Genomic DNA, 17,429 nt, shown 5'->3' with positions numbered 1-17,429 from the left:
AAGCCGCCCACGGGCGGCTTTGTTTTATCCGTCAGGGTTAGCCGCGAGACAGCAGTGACTGCGCCCAGGCTATACTACTGGCGTATTCCGGCGGCAGCAGAGGCACCAGTGCTTCCAGCGTGGCGCTCAGACGATCGGTATCATCATCATTGAGGTTTAAATGGCCGACTTTACGCCCGTCACGCACCTCTTTGTCGTACCAGTGAAGATGCACCAGGGGCAGTTTCAGCCAGTCGTAATTTAAATCGCTACCGATCAGGTTAATCATCACCGACGGGCTATTGACCACGGGCGGGGGCAGTGGCAGATCAACCACTGCACGAAGATGCAGTTCAAACTGGCTGATTGATGCCCCATTTTGGGTCCAGTGGCCGCTATTATGCACGCGCGGTGCCAGCTCATTGATTAACAACCCACCGGGTGTGACAAAACACTCCATTGCCATCACACCCACGTAGTTGAGCTTATGCATGATGGCTGACAACATGCTTTCGGCTTGTTGCTGCTGTTCTGCATTTGGTTTTGGAAACGCGACGCTGGCGCGCAGGATCCCATCCTGATGCAGGTTGTGGGTCAGAGGGTAGAACACTGTGCTGCCATCGTGGCCGCGCGCGCCCACCAGTGAGACTTCGCCAGAAAAATGAATGCCCTGCTCGACAATGCATTCACCGTAGCAGTCGTCTGGCAGCTGTGCCGTTTCTGTTTCACGCAAACGCCACTGGCCGCGACCGTCGTACCCGCCCACGCGACGTTTAACAATCGCCAGTTCGCCCAGGCGCGAGAACACCGCAGGCCATTCGCTTTTGTCAGCCAGTAATTGCCACGGGGCGGTCGCCAGTCCAAGTTCATCGAACAGCTGTTTTTGGGTCAGACGATCGGCAATGATCGGGAACACATCACGGTTAACAAAGGCAGGGTGACGTTCCAGCTCGCGGGTTAATGCGGTTTCTGGCCAGCGCTCAATTTCCGCGGTAATAACGCTGTGCTGAAACGGCACGGCTTGCGGATCGGCGTCCAGCCCGACGGGCCAGACGGCAATGCTCAGCGGCTCGCCAGCCTGGCGCAGCATGCGCCCAAGCTGACCATTGCCCAGTACGCAAACCTGTTTCATGCCGCACCTCGTGGGTCCGGGTTATCCAGCACTTCATCAGTCTGCGCCTGACGCCAGTCCGCCAGTCGCTGATGCAGTGCAGCATCATGCTGAGCAAGAATTTGTGCGGCCAGCAGGGCGGCGTTGGCTGCGCCTGCTTTGCCAATAGCCAGCGTGCCGACGGGGATACCGCGCGGCATCTGCACAATAGAGTACAGACTGTCCACGCCGCTTAAGGCCGCGCTTTGTACCGGCACACCCAATACTGGTACCAGTGTTTTTGCCGCGATCATGCCCGGAAGATGCGCAGCCCCGCCTGCGCCGGCAATAATCACCTGATAGCCGTTTTGCTCTGCCTCTTCGGCGAAGCTAAACAGTTTATCCGGGGTGCGGTGTGCAGAGACGATTTCAACATGGTGCGGAACGTGCAGGGAATCGAGGATTTCGGCGGCGAACTGCAGGGTGGCCCAGTCGCTTTTCGAGCCCATAACAATGGCGATGCGCGCCGGTTGGTTGCTTGAAGACATGCGTCTCAAAACTCCTGTGGGTGTGCTTCAGACTACATAAGAGGGCACAGAGAATAGCACGTAAAACGGCCAAGGAAAACGGTTGCGTGGCGATGTAAGCGGCGATCGTCGCGGCAGCGAAAACGTCATCAGAAGGGGAAAGCGATCAGATCTACGTCAGTTTCGCTGACACGCACCATTGAACCTTCGCTGTGCCATGCGCCTAACACGGCACGGTGGGCAGGCGCGTTATTTGCGGTTAGCGTATGGATAGCTGGACGGTGAGTATGCCCGTGAATTAGCCACTGTACGCGGTGTTGCTCCATGGCTGCCACCACCGCTTGCGCGTTGACGTCCATAATCTCAAGTGACTTGCTGCTGTTAGCGGCTTTGCTGCCGGCGCGCATTTTTGCCGCTACGCGGCGACGGATAAACAGCGGTAAAGCGAGAAACAGTGTCTGTAGCCAGGGTTGATGAACTTTAGCCCGAAACGCCTGGTAGCCTTCATCATCAGTGCACAGGGTATCGCCGTGCATAATCAACACGTTACGACCGTACAGGTTGAGTACCTGCTCTTGCGGCAGCAGTTGCATACCACTGGCACGGGCAAAACGTTTACCCAACAGAAAATCACGGTTGCCGTGAATAAAGTAGCAGGGGACACCCGCCTCGACGACGGCGCGGATCGCGGCCGCGACCTGCTGGTGCAGCGGGTTTGGATCGTCATCGCCAATCCAGGCTTCAAACAGATCGCCCAGAATGTAAAGGGCATCTGCCTGGCGCGCTTCGCCCGCTAAAAAACGCAGAAAACCGGCGGTGATCGCCGGTTCTTGTGTTTGCAGATGCAGATCTGCGATAAAGAGCGTCGCCACGATTACTCGCTGACGGTCACGCTTTCGATGATCACGTCTTCTTTCGGAACGTCCTGGTGCATACCGCTGCGGCCAGTGGAGACGCCTTTGATTTTGTCTACCACGTCCATCCCTTCAACCACTTCTGCAAACACGCAGTAACCCCAACCCTGCAGGCTCTCGCCGCTGAAGTTCAGGAAGTCGTTGTCCGCCACGTTGATGAAGAACTGCGCGGTAGCAGAATGCGGAGCCTGGGTGCGCGCCATTGCCAGCGTGCCACGGGTATTTTTCAGACCGTTGTTGGCTTCGTTTTTGATGGGGTCTTTGGTGGTTTTCTGATTCATGCCCGGTTCGAAACCGCCGCCCTGGATCATAAAACCGTTAATTACACGGTGGAAAATGGTGTTGTTGTAGAAGCCTTCACTGCAGTAGTCCAGGAAGTTTTTAACTGTTTCAGGCGCTTTGTCATCAAAGGTTTTGATTACGATATCGCCGTGATTAGTGTGGAAAGTAACCATTATTGCATCCTGTTCTGATAGGGTGGTGCCAGGACCCGACTGCGGGCCAGAGATAGTCGCTTGTTATAGCATAACCGCGCGGCTGGATCACCTTGCAAAGTGTGCTGCTTCGGGTTTGAATTACGGGTAATATAAGCCACTTTCGCTACGGCTTTCGTTCCACACACGTCTACATGGAATCTTCGATGTTAAAAATCTTTAATACACTGACGCGCCAAAAAGAGGAATTCAAACCTATCCATGCCGGGGAAGTCGGCATGTACGTGTGTGGTATCACTGTTTACGATCTGTGTCATATTGGTCATGGCCGCACATTTATTGCGTTTGACGTGGTCGCCCGTTACCTGCGTTTTCTCGGATATCGCCTCAAGTATGTGCGCAATATCACCGACATTGATGACAAAATCATTAAACGCGCCAACGAAAACGGCGAAAATTTTGTCGCGCTGGTTGACCGGATGATCGTTGAAATGCACAAAGACTTTGACGCGCTCAACATTCTGCGCCCGGATGATGAACCGCGCGCCACGCACCATATTCCCGAAATTATCGAAATTACTGAACGACTGCTGGAACGCGGCCACGCTTACGTTGCCGATAACGGCGATGTGATGTTCTCCGTGCCGACCGATCCGACCTATGGCCAGCTGTCGCGCCAGGATCTCGATCAGCTGCAGGCGGGTGCGCGCGTTGAAGTCGCGGAAGTGAAACGCAATCCGATGGACTTCGTGCTGTGGAAAATGTCCAAGCCGGGTGAGCCGAGCTGGCCGTCGCCGTGGGGCGAAGGGCGTCCGGGATGGCATATTGAGTGCTCGGCAATGAACTGCAAACAGCTGGGATCGCATTTTGATATTCACGGCGGCGGTTCGGACCTGATGTTCCCGCACCATGAAAATGAAATCGCACAGTCCACCTGCGCGCATGATGGCGAATACGTAAATTACTGGATGCACTCCGGCATGGTGATGGTTGATCGCGAGAAGATGTCCAAATCGCTGGGCAACTTCTTTACCGTGCGCGACGTGCTGAAGTACTACGATCCTGAAACCATTCGCTATTTCCTGATGTCCGGCCACTATCGCAGCCAGTTGAACTACAGCGAAGAGAACCTCAAGCAAGCGCGTGCTGCGCTGGAGCGTCTTTACACCGCACTGCGTGGCACGGATAAATCTGTGGCGGCAGACGGCGGTGCGTCTTTCGAAGCCCGCTTTATTGAAGCGATGGACGATGACTTTAATACGCCGGAAGCTTACTCCGTGCTGTTTGACATGGCCCGGGAAGTTAACCGTCTGAAAACAGAAGATACCCACGCGGCCAGCGCGCTGGCTTCACATTTGCGTAAACTGGCAGCGGTGCTGGGTCTGCTGGATCAGGATCCGGATGTCTTCCTGCAAAGCGGCGCGCAAGCCGATGAAGGGGAAGTGGCGGAAATTGAACAATTGATCCAGCAGCGCCTGGATGCGCGTAAAGCCAGGGACTGGGCTGCAGCGGATGCTGCGCGCGATCGTCTGAATGAGATGGGCATTGTGCTGGAAGATGGCCCGCAAGGCACGACGTGGCGTCGTAAATAACCCTTATACCCCGGTAGCGTCACGGCTACCGGGTCTTCTTTTGCGCAGGGCTGCTAAGCGCAGCGTTAACGTCTGCGCCACCACAGTAATCCCATTATCACCACCCCTGGCAACCACACCCACAGCAGTTCCGATATGATCACCTGGTGCCCGTAGGGCGTGGTGTAGCGCGATAGTGCAAACGGCGCGACTTTAATCACCTGCCACGGCGCAAAAAAGCGTTCATCCGACCACGGCCACAGCCAGCCGACGCCTTTACCGCCGGTGGTGATCGAATCCAGTAAACTGTGCGACAGCAGCGACACCGTCAGAAAAGCCCAACAGCGTGTCACGCTGGCTTTGAATCGTTTCCTGCAAAGCCAGGTGACCAGCAACGGTACCACTAAGGCAAACAACAACGAATGTGTGAATCCGCGGTGGCCAAAAATATTGCCGTAGGCAACGCCAAATTTGAATGCCAGTACATCGGCATCCGGCAACATGGATAAGCCAATACCGGCCAGCAATAAACGGCGTGGAATAACTTTGCTGCCCAGCCCTAATCCAAGGCAGAGCGGCACGGCGGCATGAGTGACAATGGTTGGCATGAGGTATGTCTCTGAGTAAAAAGAAATTATAACGCCAGCCCGATGACGATGAACTGCGGTGTTGTCTGAATCCCTATCATCTGCGGCGGGCGCTGACATTGAATGCTGTTTTCAGCAGTCAGCTGCTCACCGGGTCATTTTCTAAAGGGTGCTACACATTACGCCGATTCCCGCACAATCAATTGACCGGACAATGTAATGCGCTGTGTTTGCAGTTCAGGTTCTTTCAGCTTGCGTATCATCAGGCCTGCCGCCTGACGACCTGTTTCTTCGCTGGCGGAAGAGACATAGGTAAACGATGGCGAGGTGAGATTGACATGCAGCATATCTTCGAAGCCAACCAGCGCCACTTGTTGCGACAGAAAGACATCTTTGCCGACGGTATGGCCAGTCTGATGAATTCCGGCAATAGAACCGATGATGGCATCCGGAGAGTGGCAGAGCAGGGCGGTGAGCGTGCTGTTCTTTTCTAATAATTGCCGGACCGCATAGCTCGCGGCCTGCGTACCATCGCTGCAGGCGGGGGTTGACTCTTCCCGTAGCACTAACCCGTGCTGGTTCATCGTGCTGCGAAAACCAAGCAGGCGCTGCTGGCGGATAAGATCGCCCTCAATGCCGCCAACGTAAGCAATATTGCGATGGCCGCGCTCAATCAAATAGCGTGTCGCGAGACTGGCCGCCTGGCGGTTATCCCGCATCACCAGGTTGCAGGTTTCGTTCAGTAAAGATTGGGAGACCACCACCAGCGGCAGCGGGCAGGTGCGGATTTGATCAGGCAGAACGGTGGAGCGGGTATCCGATGCCAGATAGATCACTCCCGCCACGCCTTGTTGTTTAAACGAGAGCAGGCAGCGTTCCAGATGATCGCCGTCGTTAAGCGGCTGACCCAGAAACACCATGTAACCCTGTTTTTCCAGCTCCAGCACGATACTGGCCATGACTTTAATCGAAAAACTGTCGCCAAAATCCCGCAGGATCAGGCCTATCAGATTGGAGGTGTTGGCGCGAAGGTTAGCCGCGGCGACGTTGTGAACATAGCCGAGTGACTCGATAGCCGCATGGACTTTTGCGATTGTCGCATCAGAAATTTTCCCTTTCTGGCGAAGCACCAGTGAGACGGTAGAAACCGAGACACCCGCCTGTTTTGCGACATCAATGATGCTGACTTTCTTCAAATTCACTCCCTGAAACGTCACGCTATGCAGCCTGATGCGTGCGACACACACCAGGCCGCCAGTCTATTACTTGCCAATCATTGTGGACATGGTCTGGGCGATAAATTGTGCCCTTGCACCAAATATAACCTGGATACCGTTATCACCGACGAACACCACGCCACGTGCGCCCAGTCCATTGAGGCCATCTTTATCCACTACATCACTTTTTGCCACTTCCAGGCGCAGACGAGTGATGCAGGCGCCAACCGAATCGATATTGTGTGCTCCGCCGAGCATAGCAATAATCTCCGTGGCCAGTTCGCTATCGCTTTTATCATCCGCGGTGGCGGTCACTTCCGTCCGCCCCGGTGTTTTCACGTCGAAGCGGCGGATCACAAAGCGGAAAGTGAAGTAGTAGATTAACGCCATGGGAATACCGACGATCACTGCATTGAGGAAATTCGTCTGGTAGCCGTTAAAGGACGGCAGGATGCCGAATGACAGATAATCAATAAAGCCAGCGGAGAACGATTTGGCAATGTGCGCATGCAGCAGATACATCGTCATGTAGGCCAGACCGGCCATAATTGCGTTAAAGACGTAGAGAATGGGGGCAACAAAAATAAAGGTAAATTCAACCGGTTCAGTGATCCCCGTCAGGAAGCAGGTCAACGCGGCAGAGAACAGGATCCCGAAAGCGATTTTTTTGTTGCGGGTATGTGCTTCGTGATACATCGCAAGGCAGGCGGCCGGCAGGGCAAACAGCATCAGCGGGAATTCACCCTGCATAAATTTCCCGGCGTTCTGGTAAGTGTCGCTACTAAAGGATTTTACGCCTTCTTCCAGCATCTTAAACCAGATGGTCTGATCGCCGTGGATCACCTGGCCCGCCTGAGTCGTGTAGTCGCCAAACGAGTACCAGAACGAGGGATACCAGATATGATGCAAACCGAGTGGGATCAGCGCACGCTCGACAAGGCCAAAGATAAAGGTCGACGCCGCCTGGTTATCACCGTTGACAATCAGTGACAGCGCATCAATGCCTGCCTGAATATGTTGCCAGACATAAGGCAGTAGCAGGCCGAGCACGAATGAGAGAAAGGCGGTAGCAATAGCGACGAAGCGTTTACCGGAGAAGAACCCAAGAAACTCGGGCAACTGCATGGTATGGAAACGGTTATAACACCAGGCCGCAAGGATCCCGCAAATAAGCCCGCCGAATACGCCCATTTGCAGTGTTGGAATACCAACCACCATCGCATATTTACCGCCCTGCGATGCCATTTCCGGTGTGATACTCAACATAGTGCCGATCGTAATGTTGGTAATAAACACCGATACGGCTGCAGACAGCGCCGCAATACCGGATTCTGAGGCCAGTCCGACAGCAGAGCCGATAGCAAATAGCATTGGCAGGTTGTCAAAAATAACGCCACCTGCATTCATCATCAAAGGCAGGTGGAATTTATCGCCGAAAGCCAGTAACAGGCCTGCGGCTGGCAGTAATGAGATTGGCAGCATGAGTGCGCGACCAATCATCGATAACTTCGACAACGATTTAACAAAACCCGATATCAGACTCATGCTGATCTCCCCCGAAAGTGCGCTCTTTTAGCGCTGTTATTGTAAGTATAACGTTCTAGTAAAACGTTCTACTTATCGTGAGTGAGGCATGCATTTCCCGCAACTGAATTTTTACATTCAGCCAGATGAGATTGTGATTCTTTGAGAACGATCGGTAATTAACCGTGATGGCAGAAGGGAGATAACAATAAAAAAGCCGGGGCAACAACGCCTGTCCCGGCCAGTAAGGGGGTTACGCCGTCACAGTAATGCTTTGCCCTTCGAAGCTGACCGTTTGCCCGGCCACGATCTTGCAGCGTTTGCGCGTTTCAACTGCGCCATCGACTTTCACCAGACCGTCGGCAATGGCGATTTTCGCCTGCGCGCCACTTTCGCTCCAGCCTTCCAGCTTCAGCAGGTCGCACAGTTCAACGTGCGGGTGTTTACCAAGAGAAAATGTTGCCATCTTATGCGCCTTCTACATCATGATATTCTTCACACGCTTGCAGCGTATTCTGGATTAGCGTGGCCACGGTCATCGGCCCAACGCCGCCTGGCACCGGAGTGATATATGCAGCACGCGCTGCGGCTTCTTCATAAATCACATCGCCGACGACTTTACCGCTTTCCAGACGGTTAATGCCGACATCAATCACGATCGCGCCTTCTTTGATCCACTCGCCAGGAATAAAGCCTGGCTTGCCGACCGCAACGATCAGCAGGTCGGCATTCTCCACATGGTGACGCAGATTGCGGGTAAAGCGGTGCGTTACTGTAGTGGTGCAGCCGGCCAGCAGCAGTTCCATACTCATTGGACGACCAACAATATTGGAGGCGCCAATTACGACGGCATTCAGGCCATAGGTATCAATGTTGTAACGCTCAAGCAGCGTTACAATGCCCCGTGGCGTACACGGACGCAGACGTGGTGCGCGCTGGCACAGGCGACCGACGTTATACGGATGGAAACCGTCAACATCTTTGTCCGGTGCAATACGTTCCAGTACTTTGACATTGTCGATGCCCGCCGGCAGCGGCAATTGAACCAGGATGCCGTCGATGGTGACGTCGGCATTCAGTTTATCGATCAGTGCCAGCAGGTCGGCTTCGCTGGTGGTTTCCGGCAGATCGTAAGAGCGGGAGATGAAACCCACTTCCTCGCAGGCTTTGCGCTTGCTGCCGACATAAATTTGCGAGGCAGGGTTGCTGCCCACCAGCACGACGGCCAGGCCAGGGGCGCGTTTTCCGGCCGCCAGACGCGCCCGTACTTTTTCCGCAACCTCAGAGCGCACCTGCTGCGCAATCGTTTTACCATCTATAATCTTTGCTGCCATCAGAGAGAGGATTCCATCTGTCATTCAACTAAGGGGGATGGCGCTATTTTGGCAGAAGCGCGGCGTGCTGTCAGTTACCGTTTGCGGATTTCGTGCTCGTCTGGGCGTCATCCTGGCGATGACAACGAATGATCCTCAGGCAAGAGCGGAATTTGGGCGCAAAGAGTCGACAGATAAGTATGCGGAGTGAGCATTTGAGCCAGAAAATCGTGCGAATCCCTTGAAAATGTATGTTTTCGGTCACTTAGCAAGCAAGCGACGGAAAATTCATTGACTCACCAGGCGCTGACCGTATAATTCCAGCCGTTTCCACCGCAAAGGTGGGCCATCCGCGCAATGCGCCCTTAGCTCAGCTGGATAGAGCAACGGCCTTCTAAGCCGTAGGTCACAGGTTCGAACCCTGTAGGGCGTACCATTTTCAAGTCAACACACCTCTACTGAATTCTTTTTTTCTCCTTTATACTCCCTGAAATTACTGGATTTTTCTGTCACGAGTTCTATCGAAGTCAACTCAGTTATACCCAAATCAAGTGGTATCTGGGGGCCTTTGAGGGGGCTCATCTCGTTCAATAGAAATTAGGGGCCCCATATGCCACTAAATGCACGACAGATTGATACTGCAAAACCCAAAGAAAAAGAATACAAGCTCACCGATGGCGGTGGCTTGTATCTGTTAATAAAGCCTAATGGTGCGAAGTACTGGCGCTTTAAGTACCGTGTTTTGGGTAAAGAGAAAAAACTTTCTATCGGGGTTTATCCTGACATATCTTTGGCAGATGCCCGTATGAAACGCGAAGAAGCTCGCAAGATTGTTGCTTTAGGTGGCGATCCGAGCGAAGAGAAGAAAGCTGAAAAATTGGCTCAGAAGGCTAATGTAGAAAACACTTTCAAAGCTATTGCGTTGGAATGGCATGAGTACAAACGCCCTAATTGGTCTAAGGGTTACGCTGAAGACATTATGGAAGCCTTTGAAAACGATATATTCCCTGATATTGGCAAGCGTCCAATCGCAGAGATAAAGCCGCTTGAGATCCTCAGTTCGCTTCGTAAACTCGAAAAACGTGGAGTGCTGGATAAACTGCGTAAAATTCGCCAGGCCTGTAACCAGGTCTTTCGTTACGCTATCGTCACCGGCCGCGCCGAAACTAACCCAGCCTCAGAGTTGGCAAGTGCGTTAACTACGCCTAAATCCGTCCATTACCCTCATCTGTTAGCGGATGAACTTCCGGCCTTCTTACAGGCACTGGCCGCTTATTCTGGCAGCCCAATAACCCGTCTGGCAACACGGATTCTGATGCTAACGGGTGTTCGTACCATTGAACTCCGTATGGCGGAATGGAAAGAATTTGATTTCGATAAAAAAGTATGGGAAGTACCGATAGAGAGGATGAAGATGCGGCGGCCACATCTGGTGCCTCTCTCCGATCAGGTGATAGCAACGTTACGAGAAATTCAAGCAGTCACAGGGCGTTATAAGCTGGTATTCCCCGGGCGTAACGACATCACCAAGCCGATGAGTGAAGCGAGTATTAATCAGGTTTTAAAAAGGATTGGTTATCACGGGAAGGCCACGGGGCACGGATTTCGGCACACGATGAGTACTATCCTGCACGAACAGGGCTATAACACTGCCTGGATTGAGTTACAGCTTGCTCACGTGGATAAGAATACCATTCGCGGCACTTATAACCATGCGCAATACCTGGAGCAGAGAAGGGAGATGTTGCAGTGGTATGCGGATTTTATTGATGAGCTAGGAAAAAGTGTGGCGGTGGTAAGAATGGAAATTGCGAGGTAAATATAATAATGCATAAGCCTTCTAACAGCCAGGATGGCTTATGCATTGAAATTTCTTACGTATAAAGTGGGTTGGTCAAAGACGAATAAATGATTTCACTTCTCAATCCGCTATTTGCTGAGAGTTTAGCTGGATACTTACAAATACAAAGGCAGCTATGTGCCAGGAGCGGAAGTTTCTTACATTGCGATATGTTATTTTAGAGGGGCAGGTCAATGTAGAAAACCCGCTCAGTAGCGGGTTTATGTAATATTGAGGACATATAATAGGCATTAAATATTGCATAAAGTCATAAAGTATGGTTTTTCAACCACAGCTAAACTGTTACCGGTATACGAACAGGTAGCGGTGAATGTGCCCAGTTGTTAGCGATTAAAGCTCTTACACCATCAGCGTATACATGGGTGTCTCCGTTTAAAGATTTCAACGTAACAATTATAGTTACTGGCAGAGGTTCACTTAAAGCCGGTTCATTTGCTCTAAGGGTAGCTTTTGCTTGTAGAGCCCAATCTCCAGAAGCTATTCCGCGGTTAAATGCTTTACGATGAACTTTAACTGGTGACCACTTTCCACCGTGTTCAATCTGAGCACTTTCATAGCCTGATTGCCCTGTCTCTCCTTCCATCGGAACTTTTCCTTTCATGCTATTGTTTTCGATCAAACCAAAACTAAGTTCGACATTAGCACGGACGTATTCACTTCCCGCGTTAGGATCTAGCGGTGGGGCATAAGCGGCAGTGATGATTATTTCACCCTTAAATTTATCGTTGTGAATTAGAGAGGCTGGTATTGGGTAATTTTCCTTTCTCCATCTCATTCCCGGAACAAGGAATGTCTGGAAGATTAAAGTGAATCGATCATCCGTGTCATGCAATGTTTCAACTACTTCCTCAGGAATTCCTGCGCCATAATACCGTCTCTCAGCCGTAGAATAATCGGGAGAAGAAAGTTGCGCAGAATGTATCAAAAGCGCTTTTACTAATGAAGGCGATACATTGAAGTCCTGATTTGTTGCTATTTTCTGCCAAGTATGTGCTGCTAAACTGGCCACTATTGGAGCAGCGAAGCTTGTTCCGAAACCTGTACATAACCTATTATCAGGGCCGATAACTTTTAAGCTGCTGGCCCCCGTGGCCCAAGGAGCATGAACTCCTCCCCCAGTATGGATAATATCTGGTTTAGGGGTGAAAACTGGACCAGGTCCTCGACGCGTATAAGGTGTTGGCGTGCCCAAAGTACTCAGAGCACCGGCAGAATCAATATGGGAAACAGAGCCAACAGTTAACGCGCGGACAGACTCTCCGGGAGAAGAAACGATATCGGCTCCGCCAAGTAAGCTTGGATTTGGCCATGTACGAATTGGCGATTCTACATAGTTACCTGCAGCGACGACGAATAAAATTCCAAATTGATCGCTAAGTTTGTCTAACGCGATAGCAAAATCACTAAATATATGCTCGCTGCATGGTCCGCCCCCTAATGAAAGATTCCAGATTTTAATATCAGGTCTCTTTGTAACTGCATCTGTTAATCTTAAAATCAAATCTGATATGTATGACCCCCCCTCATCCAAACCACATACATCATGTACTCTGGATGTTGTATTAGGAATCCAAGAATGACCATCATTTAGGAAATGGGCGCCTGAGACTAACGATGAGACCATCGTCCCATGTTCGTACATGGTATCAGGGGGAATAACATATGTATCTCTACTGACTATCCATGGACTAACCGTTACAGCAATGGGACTGACTCCTGTATCAAAAACAGCTACAAGAGGTAATTCATCATTCGGGGCAGGATAATTATCGACCGCAGCTCCCTCCACAAGGCTAGCATTAACAGGAGAGGCCGAATAAATTGGTTCAGGTACTAAAGTTCGAACCCCAGGGTGATTAATTAAAATATCCAATAATGAGTTGTGAACAGTTGAACGGTCTTTCAAACGCAACAAAGGAGGCCCACGCCTTTGTCTAATTGAAGTGTAATCAATTCCACTATCTTCTAATATACGGATTATATTTTCATAATTGTCGTATGTCGCATTTTCGCCCGTATATTGGAAAAGTCTAACGAGTATATTTGGAGCTTCAAAAAGGGCTTCGCGTCCGCTTGGGATTTTTCGTGATTCATCCCATGGCTCAATGCTTTCAATCGCACTGAGATTAGCAACCACCTCTTTAATTCTACGATTTAATATTACAGACTCTAACACATCAAAGCTTCCCGCATGCGCCGCAACAAGCATTTCATCAATTTTAGCGTGGCCTGCATTTAGCAAACCAGCCTCTTTTGTCACTTTATTTGGCCTGTGGGACTTCGCTATGCCTTGTTCTCTAAGTTTGAATACGATTGTACCCAAGCTTCCTGGAAATGCAGAAAGCTTGGTTTGTAAATAATTTTTTGTACTCGTTAAGTTACTGACTAATTCTTGTCTGTATTCTGCTGTTACTTCGACTAACTCCTTTGCCCCCCCGCCTCCGCCGTCTATTGAACCCAAGTCACTCCGTGAAAAAGGTATTCTAAGTATAGGATTTGAAACTTTAGCATTACTAGACTGTGTGCCCCTTCTGCTCATAAGCGCTTGGCTCCTTCAGAATGTTCGTTATCACTCTTGACGTAAGCTTATACAAACTAGCGAGAATCCTGATCGAAAATGCTTTTTGATCCTTGGAGCGAAGCCAACGAATCTCATCTTCGTAAGTGCTTAAATTTACACCGTCAATAAGAGATTGTGCAAGATACAAACGCCTATAAAGTTTAGGGATACTGATCTTTTTATTACCCTCAATCACTGCATCTCGGCGAGCATCCAAACTGACTTGTTCAATTATTGCACCAGACATACCTTCTGATTTTTTCGCCAGATCTGTTAAGTCAAGGTCATCACCTATCATATTTTTTAATCTATTTTTCCATATTAACTCTCTTTGACACTGGTCTGGGAGAGGCATAGGTATCCTGAAACTAAATCTTCTCCAAACTGCGGGGTCTAATAGTTGTTCGTGATTTGTTGAAGCAATGATAATTGTATCATCTGAAGCAGCATCAATGTTTTGCAGAAGCGAAATAACTACTCGTTGCAACTCACCGATATCACGCTCATTTCCTCTAGCCCCCGCAAGTGCATCAAATTCATCTAAAAATAGTACACAAGGCTGTTGAGTCACATATTCAAATACTTGTCTCAAATTCTTACTAGTTTGACCTAAAAGGCTACTAATTAAAGTATCGCAACGAACTGTCAATAAAGGATAACTCAAACGAGATGCAATATACTTGGACATCATCGTCTTACCAGTTCCTGGCTTTCCGTATATCAACAAACGGCTCGGTAGAGCTGCATCTAGTTTGAAAAACTCATCAAATCGTTGAACATTCGTTATAAACTCATCTACACGGCTCTTAATGCCCGCAGGTAAAAACAGTTCATTTTTATCAAGCTTTGGGTAACTGACGTCTACTGTATTTAGTCTGCTATCAATATCTACCGGTAACGACTTTATTGATACTCCTCCTCCCGCCTTCTGCGCTCCAGCCAGAGCTTGTGGAGCTCGCAGGAGTCGCTCTCTGACCATTTTTGCCTGCTTAACTTCACCAGCTTGTTCAAGTTTGTCAGCCAAAAGACCAGCATAATTACTGGCCATTGACGCATTGGCTTTAGTTGCACCTTCAATTATTTTGAGTACTTCGGAAAGATAGTCCATTTACATCACCTATCACAGAATTTGGCAAAAAAAGCGATAATTGAATCAAAATTCACGACAATCGTAACGCATTTTTGGGTTTTTGATACGCTTTTTTTGGTTTTTAATCTATATGAGCTGGGATAGTGCACAAACCAACAAACACAAGGAATGTTCACCTGTATTTAACATGGTTTTTGGCGCATTCCTTAACTTGACCTGCTCCCCGTTGATGAACACACGACGATGTTAGTAATGTCTTCATCAGCAACATGAGGACAAACCCAAGAAGCGTTTTTCCGACGAACAGATCATCAATATTCTTCGCGAAGCCGGGGCGGGTGTTTCCGCCCGCGAACTCTGCCGTAAGTACGCCATCTCCGACGCCACGTTTTATACGTGGCGTAAGAAGTTTGGCGGCATGGAAGTACCTGAAGTAAAAAGGATTAAGTCACTTGAAGAAGAGAATGCCCGCCTCAGGAAGATGCTCGCCGAAGCCATGCTGGATAAAGAGGCACTACAGGTGGCTCTGGGCCGAAAGTACTGACGACAGACCAGAAGCGGGAAGCCGTGAAAGTGATGTGCAAAGCGACAGGTCTGTCGCAACGGCGTGCCTGCAGGCTGACAGGTTTGTCCCTGTCGACCTGCCGTTATGATGCACACCGACCGGCTACTGGTGCGTATCTGTCTGTACGTATCACCGAACTGGCAATGGAACGCCGACGTTTCGGTTACCGGCGTATCTGGCAGCTTCTGTGTCGTGAAGGCCTTTGCGTTAACCACAAACGGGTCTACCGCATTTATCATCTCAATGGCCTAGGCGTAAAACGCAGACGGCGCCGTAAGGGGCTGGCAACTGAGCGGCTTCCGCTGTTGCGTCCGGCAGATCCCAACCTGGCGTGATCAATGGATTTTGTCATGGATGCGCTGGCCAGTGGTCGCCGGATTAAATGCCTGACCTGCGTTGATGATTTCACGGAGGAGTGTCTGACGATCAGCGTTGCTTTCGGGATTACAGGCGTTCAGGTATCACGCATTCTGGACAGCGTTGCGCTGTTTCGTGGCTATCCGGCGACGATAAGAACAGATCATGGGCCTGAGTTTACCTGCCGTGCGCTGGATCAGTGGGCCTTTGAACATAATGTTAAGCTGCGGCTTATTCAGCCGGGCAAGCCGACACAGAATGGCTTTATCGAGAGTTTTAATGGTCGTTTTCGCGATGAATGCCTGAATGAGCACTGGTTCCACGATGTTGTTCATGCAAAAGAAATTATAAGCGCATGGCGGCAGGACTATAACGAATGTCGGCCTCATTCTTCGTTGAATTATCAGACCCCTTCAGAGTTTGCAGCGGGATGGCGAAACGGAGAATACGGGAGTAAATCAACCGACATTACTAACTGATTATTGTGTTTAATACTGGGGGCAGGTCAATGCTTTTATTTAATAAATTCTGTCACATACACACTCAGTATAGATGACATCTTTAACGCTATGAGATTTGGCCATGAATCTCATGCGAATTTGTGAATTCAACGTTCACAATTGCATTTCCAGAAACGGATATACCATGTCGATCAATACCGAACACAGCACTGCTGTCCGGCGGCAGTCCTCTGACAGACGTGTATGCGTAACCCAGCGCTGCTTCAAGCGCACCTTTTTCATATGCAATATCCCCCCTGAAACAGACTATGCAAGGTTTCAGTACGTTAAGATAATGTCCTGTAAGATCTTGCCCATGCTTCTTTTGGTAAGCATTGCACACGTCCTCTACCAGTTCCGGCAACCGCATATAATTATGCAGCCGGAGTTTGTGGGCATGAAGATGGACCTCCCGCACAAGATGCCCGTATGGCCCCCAGTGTATTTTGTTTGTAGTTCGCATTCTGAAAAGTTTATCAGGTACGCCAGCATGAAAATTCCAGGCCTGTAATTTCTCTTTAACCTCAGAGTCAGGTGCCAGATTTACCAGCATGTCCATCACAAGTGACTCAGACTGGTTCAGCGCAAGTAAGCCCTCTTCAAAAGTATTGTCAGTAAAAGTGCGGGTACCGTGAAACCAGTATGCGGTGGTGAACTCACCTGGAGAACCCAGTTCCGTACATACGTATTCTCTCAGATACTGTTGTGAGTCGACCATAATGGAATGATCAGTCTCGTAAATCTGCTCAAGGTCGAGCGATAACAACACCTTCTTTAGCTCCATTACGCTGCAACCAAAACCGGCTGAAAGCGTGAGCAGCGCCTGAGCTCGTGTTGAACAATCTAGAGTAAACATAGTTAAGTCCTTACACACCGTCAGAAGCGGGGACGCCCCGGTGGCGTCTCATATTCGCGAGCAGCAAAGCCGCGTAATATTTTAGAAAGGGTAAGAGCTCTGGAGCACTGAAAGTAGCATAGATATGTCCCTGGTCATCCTTAAAAACAATACGGTCTACGAGGTGTGCGTCGCTGACTGACTCTACCTGGACACTGAAATGGGCTACAGAATTTCGCATTTTATTGATCAGTTGTCGGAGGTTCATTTCCGGCCCGGGCAGCTGTGACTGGTGTAACCCCATATCTGCTTTAAGTTCCTGCGTTAAACGAGCAGAGGGAAGGAAAGCCAGAGCTCTCTCCTTCGGCAAAACGATAAGGCCCAGAAGGCAGTTCAGGGTAAGTGTGTAGTTGTACTGCTCATTGAATGGCTTGTTTTCAATCATTACGTTGTACTGTTCGATAAGCGCAAGGGTTTGAATCGCCACGGGTTTAACAGACACCTC

The 17,429-nt window shown here is 50.1% G+C and carries 15 protein-coding genes, 1 tRNA gene and 1 pseudogene; 4 read left to right on the top strand and 13 right to left on the bottom strand.

Annotated elements, in window-relative coordinates:
- Positions 1-37 precede the first annotated feature (37 nt).
- The 4 genes from purK to ppiB all read right to left on the bottom strand — a co-directional run bounded on the left by purK (position 38) and on the right by ppiB (position 2,965).
- Positions 38-1,111 (bottom strand): 5-(carboxyamino)imidazole ribonucleotide synthase, encoded by a 1,074-nt coding sequence (gene purK / locus ACUY4S_RS17385; RefSeq protein WP_458022011.1) that lies wholly within the window; start codon positions 1,109-1,111, stop codon positions 38-40.
- Positions 1,108-1,617, bottom strand: coding sequence for a 5-(carboxyamino)imidazole ribonucleotide mutase (gene purE, locus ACUY4S_RS17380; protein WP_312690940.1), 510 nt, complete (start codon positions 1,615-1,617; stop codon positions 1,108-1,110). The genes purK and purE overlap by 4 nt, the downstream gene beginning before the upstream one ends.
- A gap of 128 nt (positions 1,618-1,745) precedes the next feature.
- The gene (lpxH, locus tag ACUY4S_RS17375; protein ID WP_458022009.1) at positions 1,746-2,468 is read right to left on the bottom strand and encodes a UDP-2,3-diacylglucosamine diphosphatase; all 723 of its coding nucleotides are present in this window, start codon (positions 2,466-2,468) and stop codon (positions 1,746-1,748) included.
- Positions 2,469-2,470: 2 nt separating this feature from the next.
- Positions 2,471-2,965 carry a peptidylprolyl isomerase B gene (gene ppiB, locus ACUY4S_RS17370; RefSeq protein ID WP_312690942.1) on the bottom strand — a complete coding sequence of 165 codons (495 nt, stop codon included), beginning with the start codon at positions 2,963-2,965 and terminating at the stop codon, positions 2,471-2,473.
- A 185-nt stretch (positions 2,966-3,150) separates the two neighbouring features.
- On the opposite strand from ppiB, the gene cysS reads away from it, so the two are divergent.
- Positions 3,151-4,536 carry a cysteine--tRNA ligase gene (gene cysS / locus ACUY4S_RS17365; RefSeq protein WP_312690943.1) on the top strand — a complete coding sequence of 462 codons (1,386 nt, stop codon included), beginning with the start codon at positions 3,151-3,153 and terminating at the stop codon, positions 4,534-4,536.
- A 65-nt stretch (positions 4,537-4,601) separates the two neighbouring features.
- Here cysS and ACUY4S_RS17360 read toward each other — a convergent pair whose 3' ends face one another.
- From ACUY4S_RS17360 to folD, 5 genes are all read right to left on the bottom strand, one after another.
- Complete coding sequence (locus ACUY4S_RS17360) at positions 4,602-5,123, bottom strand: metal-dependent hydrolase (RefSeq protein WP_312690944.1); 522 nt, start codon at positions 5,121-5,123, stop codon at positions 4,602-4,604.
- A 158-nt stretch (positions 5,124-5,281) separates the two neighbouring features.
- Positions 5,282-6,298, bottom strand: coding sequence for a Mal regulon transcriptional regulator MalI (gene malI, locus ACUY4S_RS17355; protein WP_458022081.1), 1,017 nt, complete (start codon positions 6,296-6,298; stop codon positions 5,282-5,284).
- A gap of 66 nt (positions 6,299-6,364) precedes the next feature.
- Positions 6,365-7,864 carry a PTS transporter subunit EIIC gene (locus ACUY4S_RS17350; RefSeq protein ID WP_312690946.1) on the bottom strand — a complete coding sequence of 500 codons (1,500 nt, stop codon included), beginning with the start codon at positions 7,862-7,864 and terminating at the stop codon, positions 6,365-6,367.
- Between the two features lie 232 nt (positions 7,865-8,096).
- Positions 8,097-8,309: a ribosome-associated protein YbcJ gene (gene ybcJ / locus ACUY4S_RS17345; RefSeq protein WP_061497011.1), complete on the bottom strand. Its 213-nt coding sequence runs from the start codon at positions 8,307-8,309 to the stop codon at positions 8,097-8,099.
- A 1-nt stretch (position 8,310) separates the two neighbouring features.
- Positions 8,311-9,177: a bifunctional methylenetetrahydrofolate dehydrogenase/methenyltetrahydrofolate cyclohydrolase FolD gene (folD, locus tag ACUY4S_RS17340; protein WP_312690947.1), complete on the bottom strand. Its 867-nt coding sequence runs from the start codon at positions 9,175-9,177 to the stop codon at positions 8,311-8,313.
- Positions 9,178-9,515: 338 nt separating this feature from the next.
- Between folD and ACUY4S_RS17335 the strand changes: the two genes are divergently transcribed.
- Positions 9,516-9,592, top strand: a tRNA-Arg gene (locus ACUY4S_RS17335).
- 174 nt (positions 9,593-9,766) lie between these two features.
- Entirely contained in the window at positions 9,767-10,975 is a 1,209-nt protein-coding gene (locus ACUY4S_RS17330; protein ID WP_458022005.1) for a tyrosine-type recombinase/integrase, read from the top strand.
- Between the two features lie 316 nt (positions 10,976-11,291).
- Here ACUY4S_RS17330 and iteS read toward each other — a convergent pair whose 3' ends face one another.
- Positions 11,292-13,478, bottom strand: coding sequence for a S8 family anti-phage peptidase IteS (gene iteS / locus ACUY4S_RS17325; RefSeq protein WP_458024229.1), 2,187 nt, complete (start codon positions 13,476-13,478; stop codon positions 11,292-11,294).
- A 52-nt stretch (positions 13,479-13,530) separates the two neighbouring features.
- Positions 13,531-14,685 carry an anti-phage ATPase IteA gene (gene iteA, locus ACUY4S_RS17320; RefSeq protein WP_222555623.1) on the bottom strand — a complete coding sequence of 385 codons (1,155 nt, stop codon included), beginning with the start codon at positions 14,683-14,685 and terminating at the stop codon, positions 13,531-13,533.
- Positions 14,686-14,974: 289 nt separating this feature from the next.
- Here iteA and ACUY4S_RS17315 point away from each other — a divergent pair.
- Positions 14,975-16,068: pseudogene (locus ACUY4S_RS17315) on the top strand (IS3 family transposase).
- Positions 16,069-16,156: 88 nt separating this feature from the next.
- Here ACUY4S_RS17315 and ACUY4S_RS17310 read toward each other — a convergent pair.
- Both ACUY4S_RS17310 and ACUY4S_RS17305 read right to left on the bottom strand, forming a co-directional pair.
- Positions 16,157-16,945, bottom strand: coding sequence for a hypothetical protein (locus ACUY4S_RS17310; RefSeq protein ID WP_458022001.1), 789 nt, complete (start codon positions 16,943-16,945; stop codon positions 16,157-16,159).
- Positions 16,946-16,955: 10 nt separating this feature from the next.
- A complete protein-coding gene (locus tag ACUY4S_RS17305) occupies positions 16,956-17,369 on the bottom strand; it encodes a HEPN family nuclease (protein WP_458024274.1) in 414 nt (137 codons plus the stop codon).
- Between the last annotated feature and the right edge of the window lie 60 nt (positions 17,370-17,429).

Source organism: Kosakonia beeri (assembly GCF_054165705.1).
Note: the sequence above shows the minus strand (reverse complement) of the source record. Positions and strands in the feature narration are given on the sequence as shown.

Bases quoted from the DNA above. Each gene is read 5' to 3' on its own strand.
- purK (WP_458022011.1), bottom strand. From the start codon at position 1,111: ATGAAACAGGTTTGCGTACTGGGCAATGGTCAGCTTGGGCGCATGCTG.
- purE (WP_312690940.1), bottom strand. From the start codon at position 1,617: ATGTCTTCAAGCAACCAACCGGCGCGCATCGCCATTGTTATGGGCTCG.
- ppiB (WP_312690942.1), bottom strand. From the start codon at position 2,965: ATGGTTACTTTCCACACTAATCACGGCGATATCGTAATCAAAACCTTT.
- cysS (WP_312690943.1), top strand. From the start codon at position 3,151: ATGTTAAAAATCTTTAATACACTGACGCGCCAAAAAGAGGAATTCAAA.
- ACUY4S_RS17360 (WP_312690944.1), bottom strand. From the start codon at position 5,123: ATGCCAACCATTGTCACTCATGCCGCCGTGCCGCTCTGCCTTGGATTA.
- ACUY4S_RS17350 (WP_312690946.1), bottom strand. From the start codon at position 7,864: ATGAGTCTGATATCGGGTTTTGTTAAATCGTTGTCGAAGTTATCGATG.
- ybcJ (WP_061497011.1), bottom strand. From the start codon at position 8,309: ATGGCAACATTTTCTCTTGGTAAACACCCGCACGTTGAACTGTGCGAC.
- folD (WP_312690947.1), bottom strand. From the start codon at position 9,177: ATGGCAGCAAAGATTATAGATGGTAAAACGATTGCGCAGCAGGTGCGC.
- ACUY4S_RS17330 (WP_458022005.1), top strand. From the start codon at position 9,767: ATGCCACTAAATGCACGACAGATTGATACTGCAAAACCCAAAGAAAAA.
- iteA (WP_222555623.1), bottom strand. From the start codon at position 14,685: ATGGACTATCTTTCCGAAGTACTCAAAATAATTGAAGGTGCAACTAAA.
- ACUY4S_RS17310 (WP_458022001.1), bottom strand. From the start codon at position 16,945: ATGTTTACTCTAGATTGTTCAACACGAGCTCAGGCGCTGCTCACGCTT.
- ACUY4S_RS17305 (WP_458024274.1), bottom strand. From the start codon at position 17,369: ATGATTGAAAACAAGCCATTCAATGAGCAGTACAACTACACACTTACC.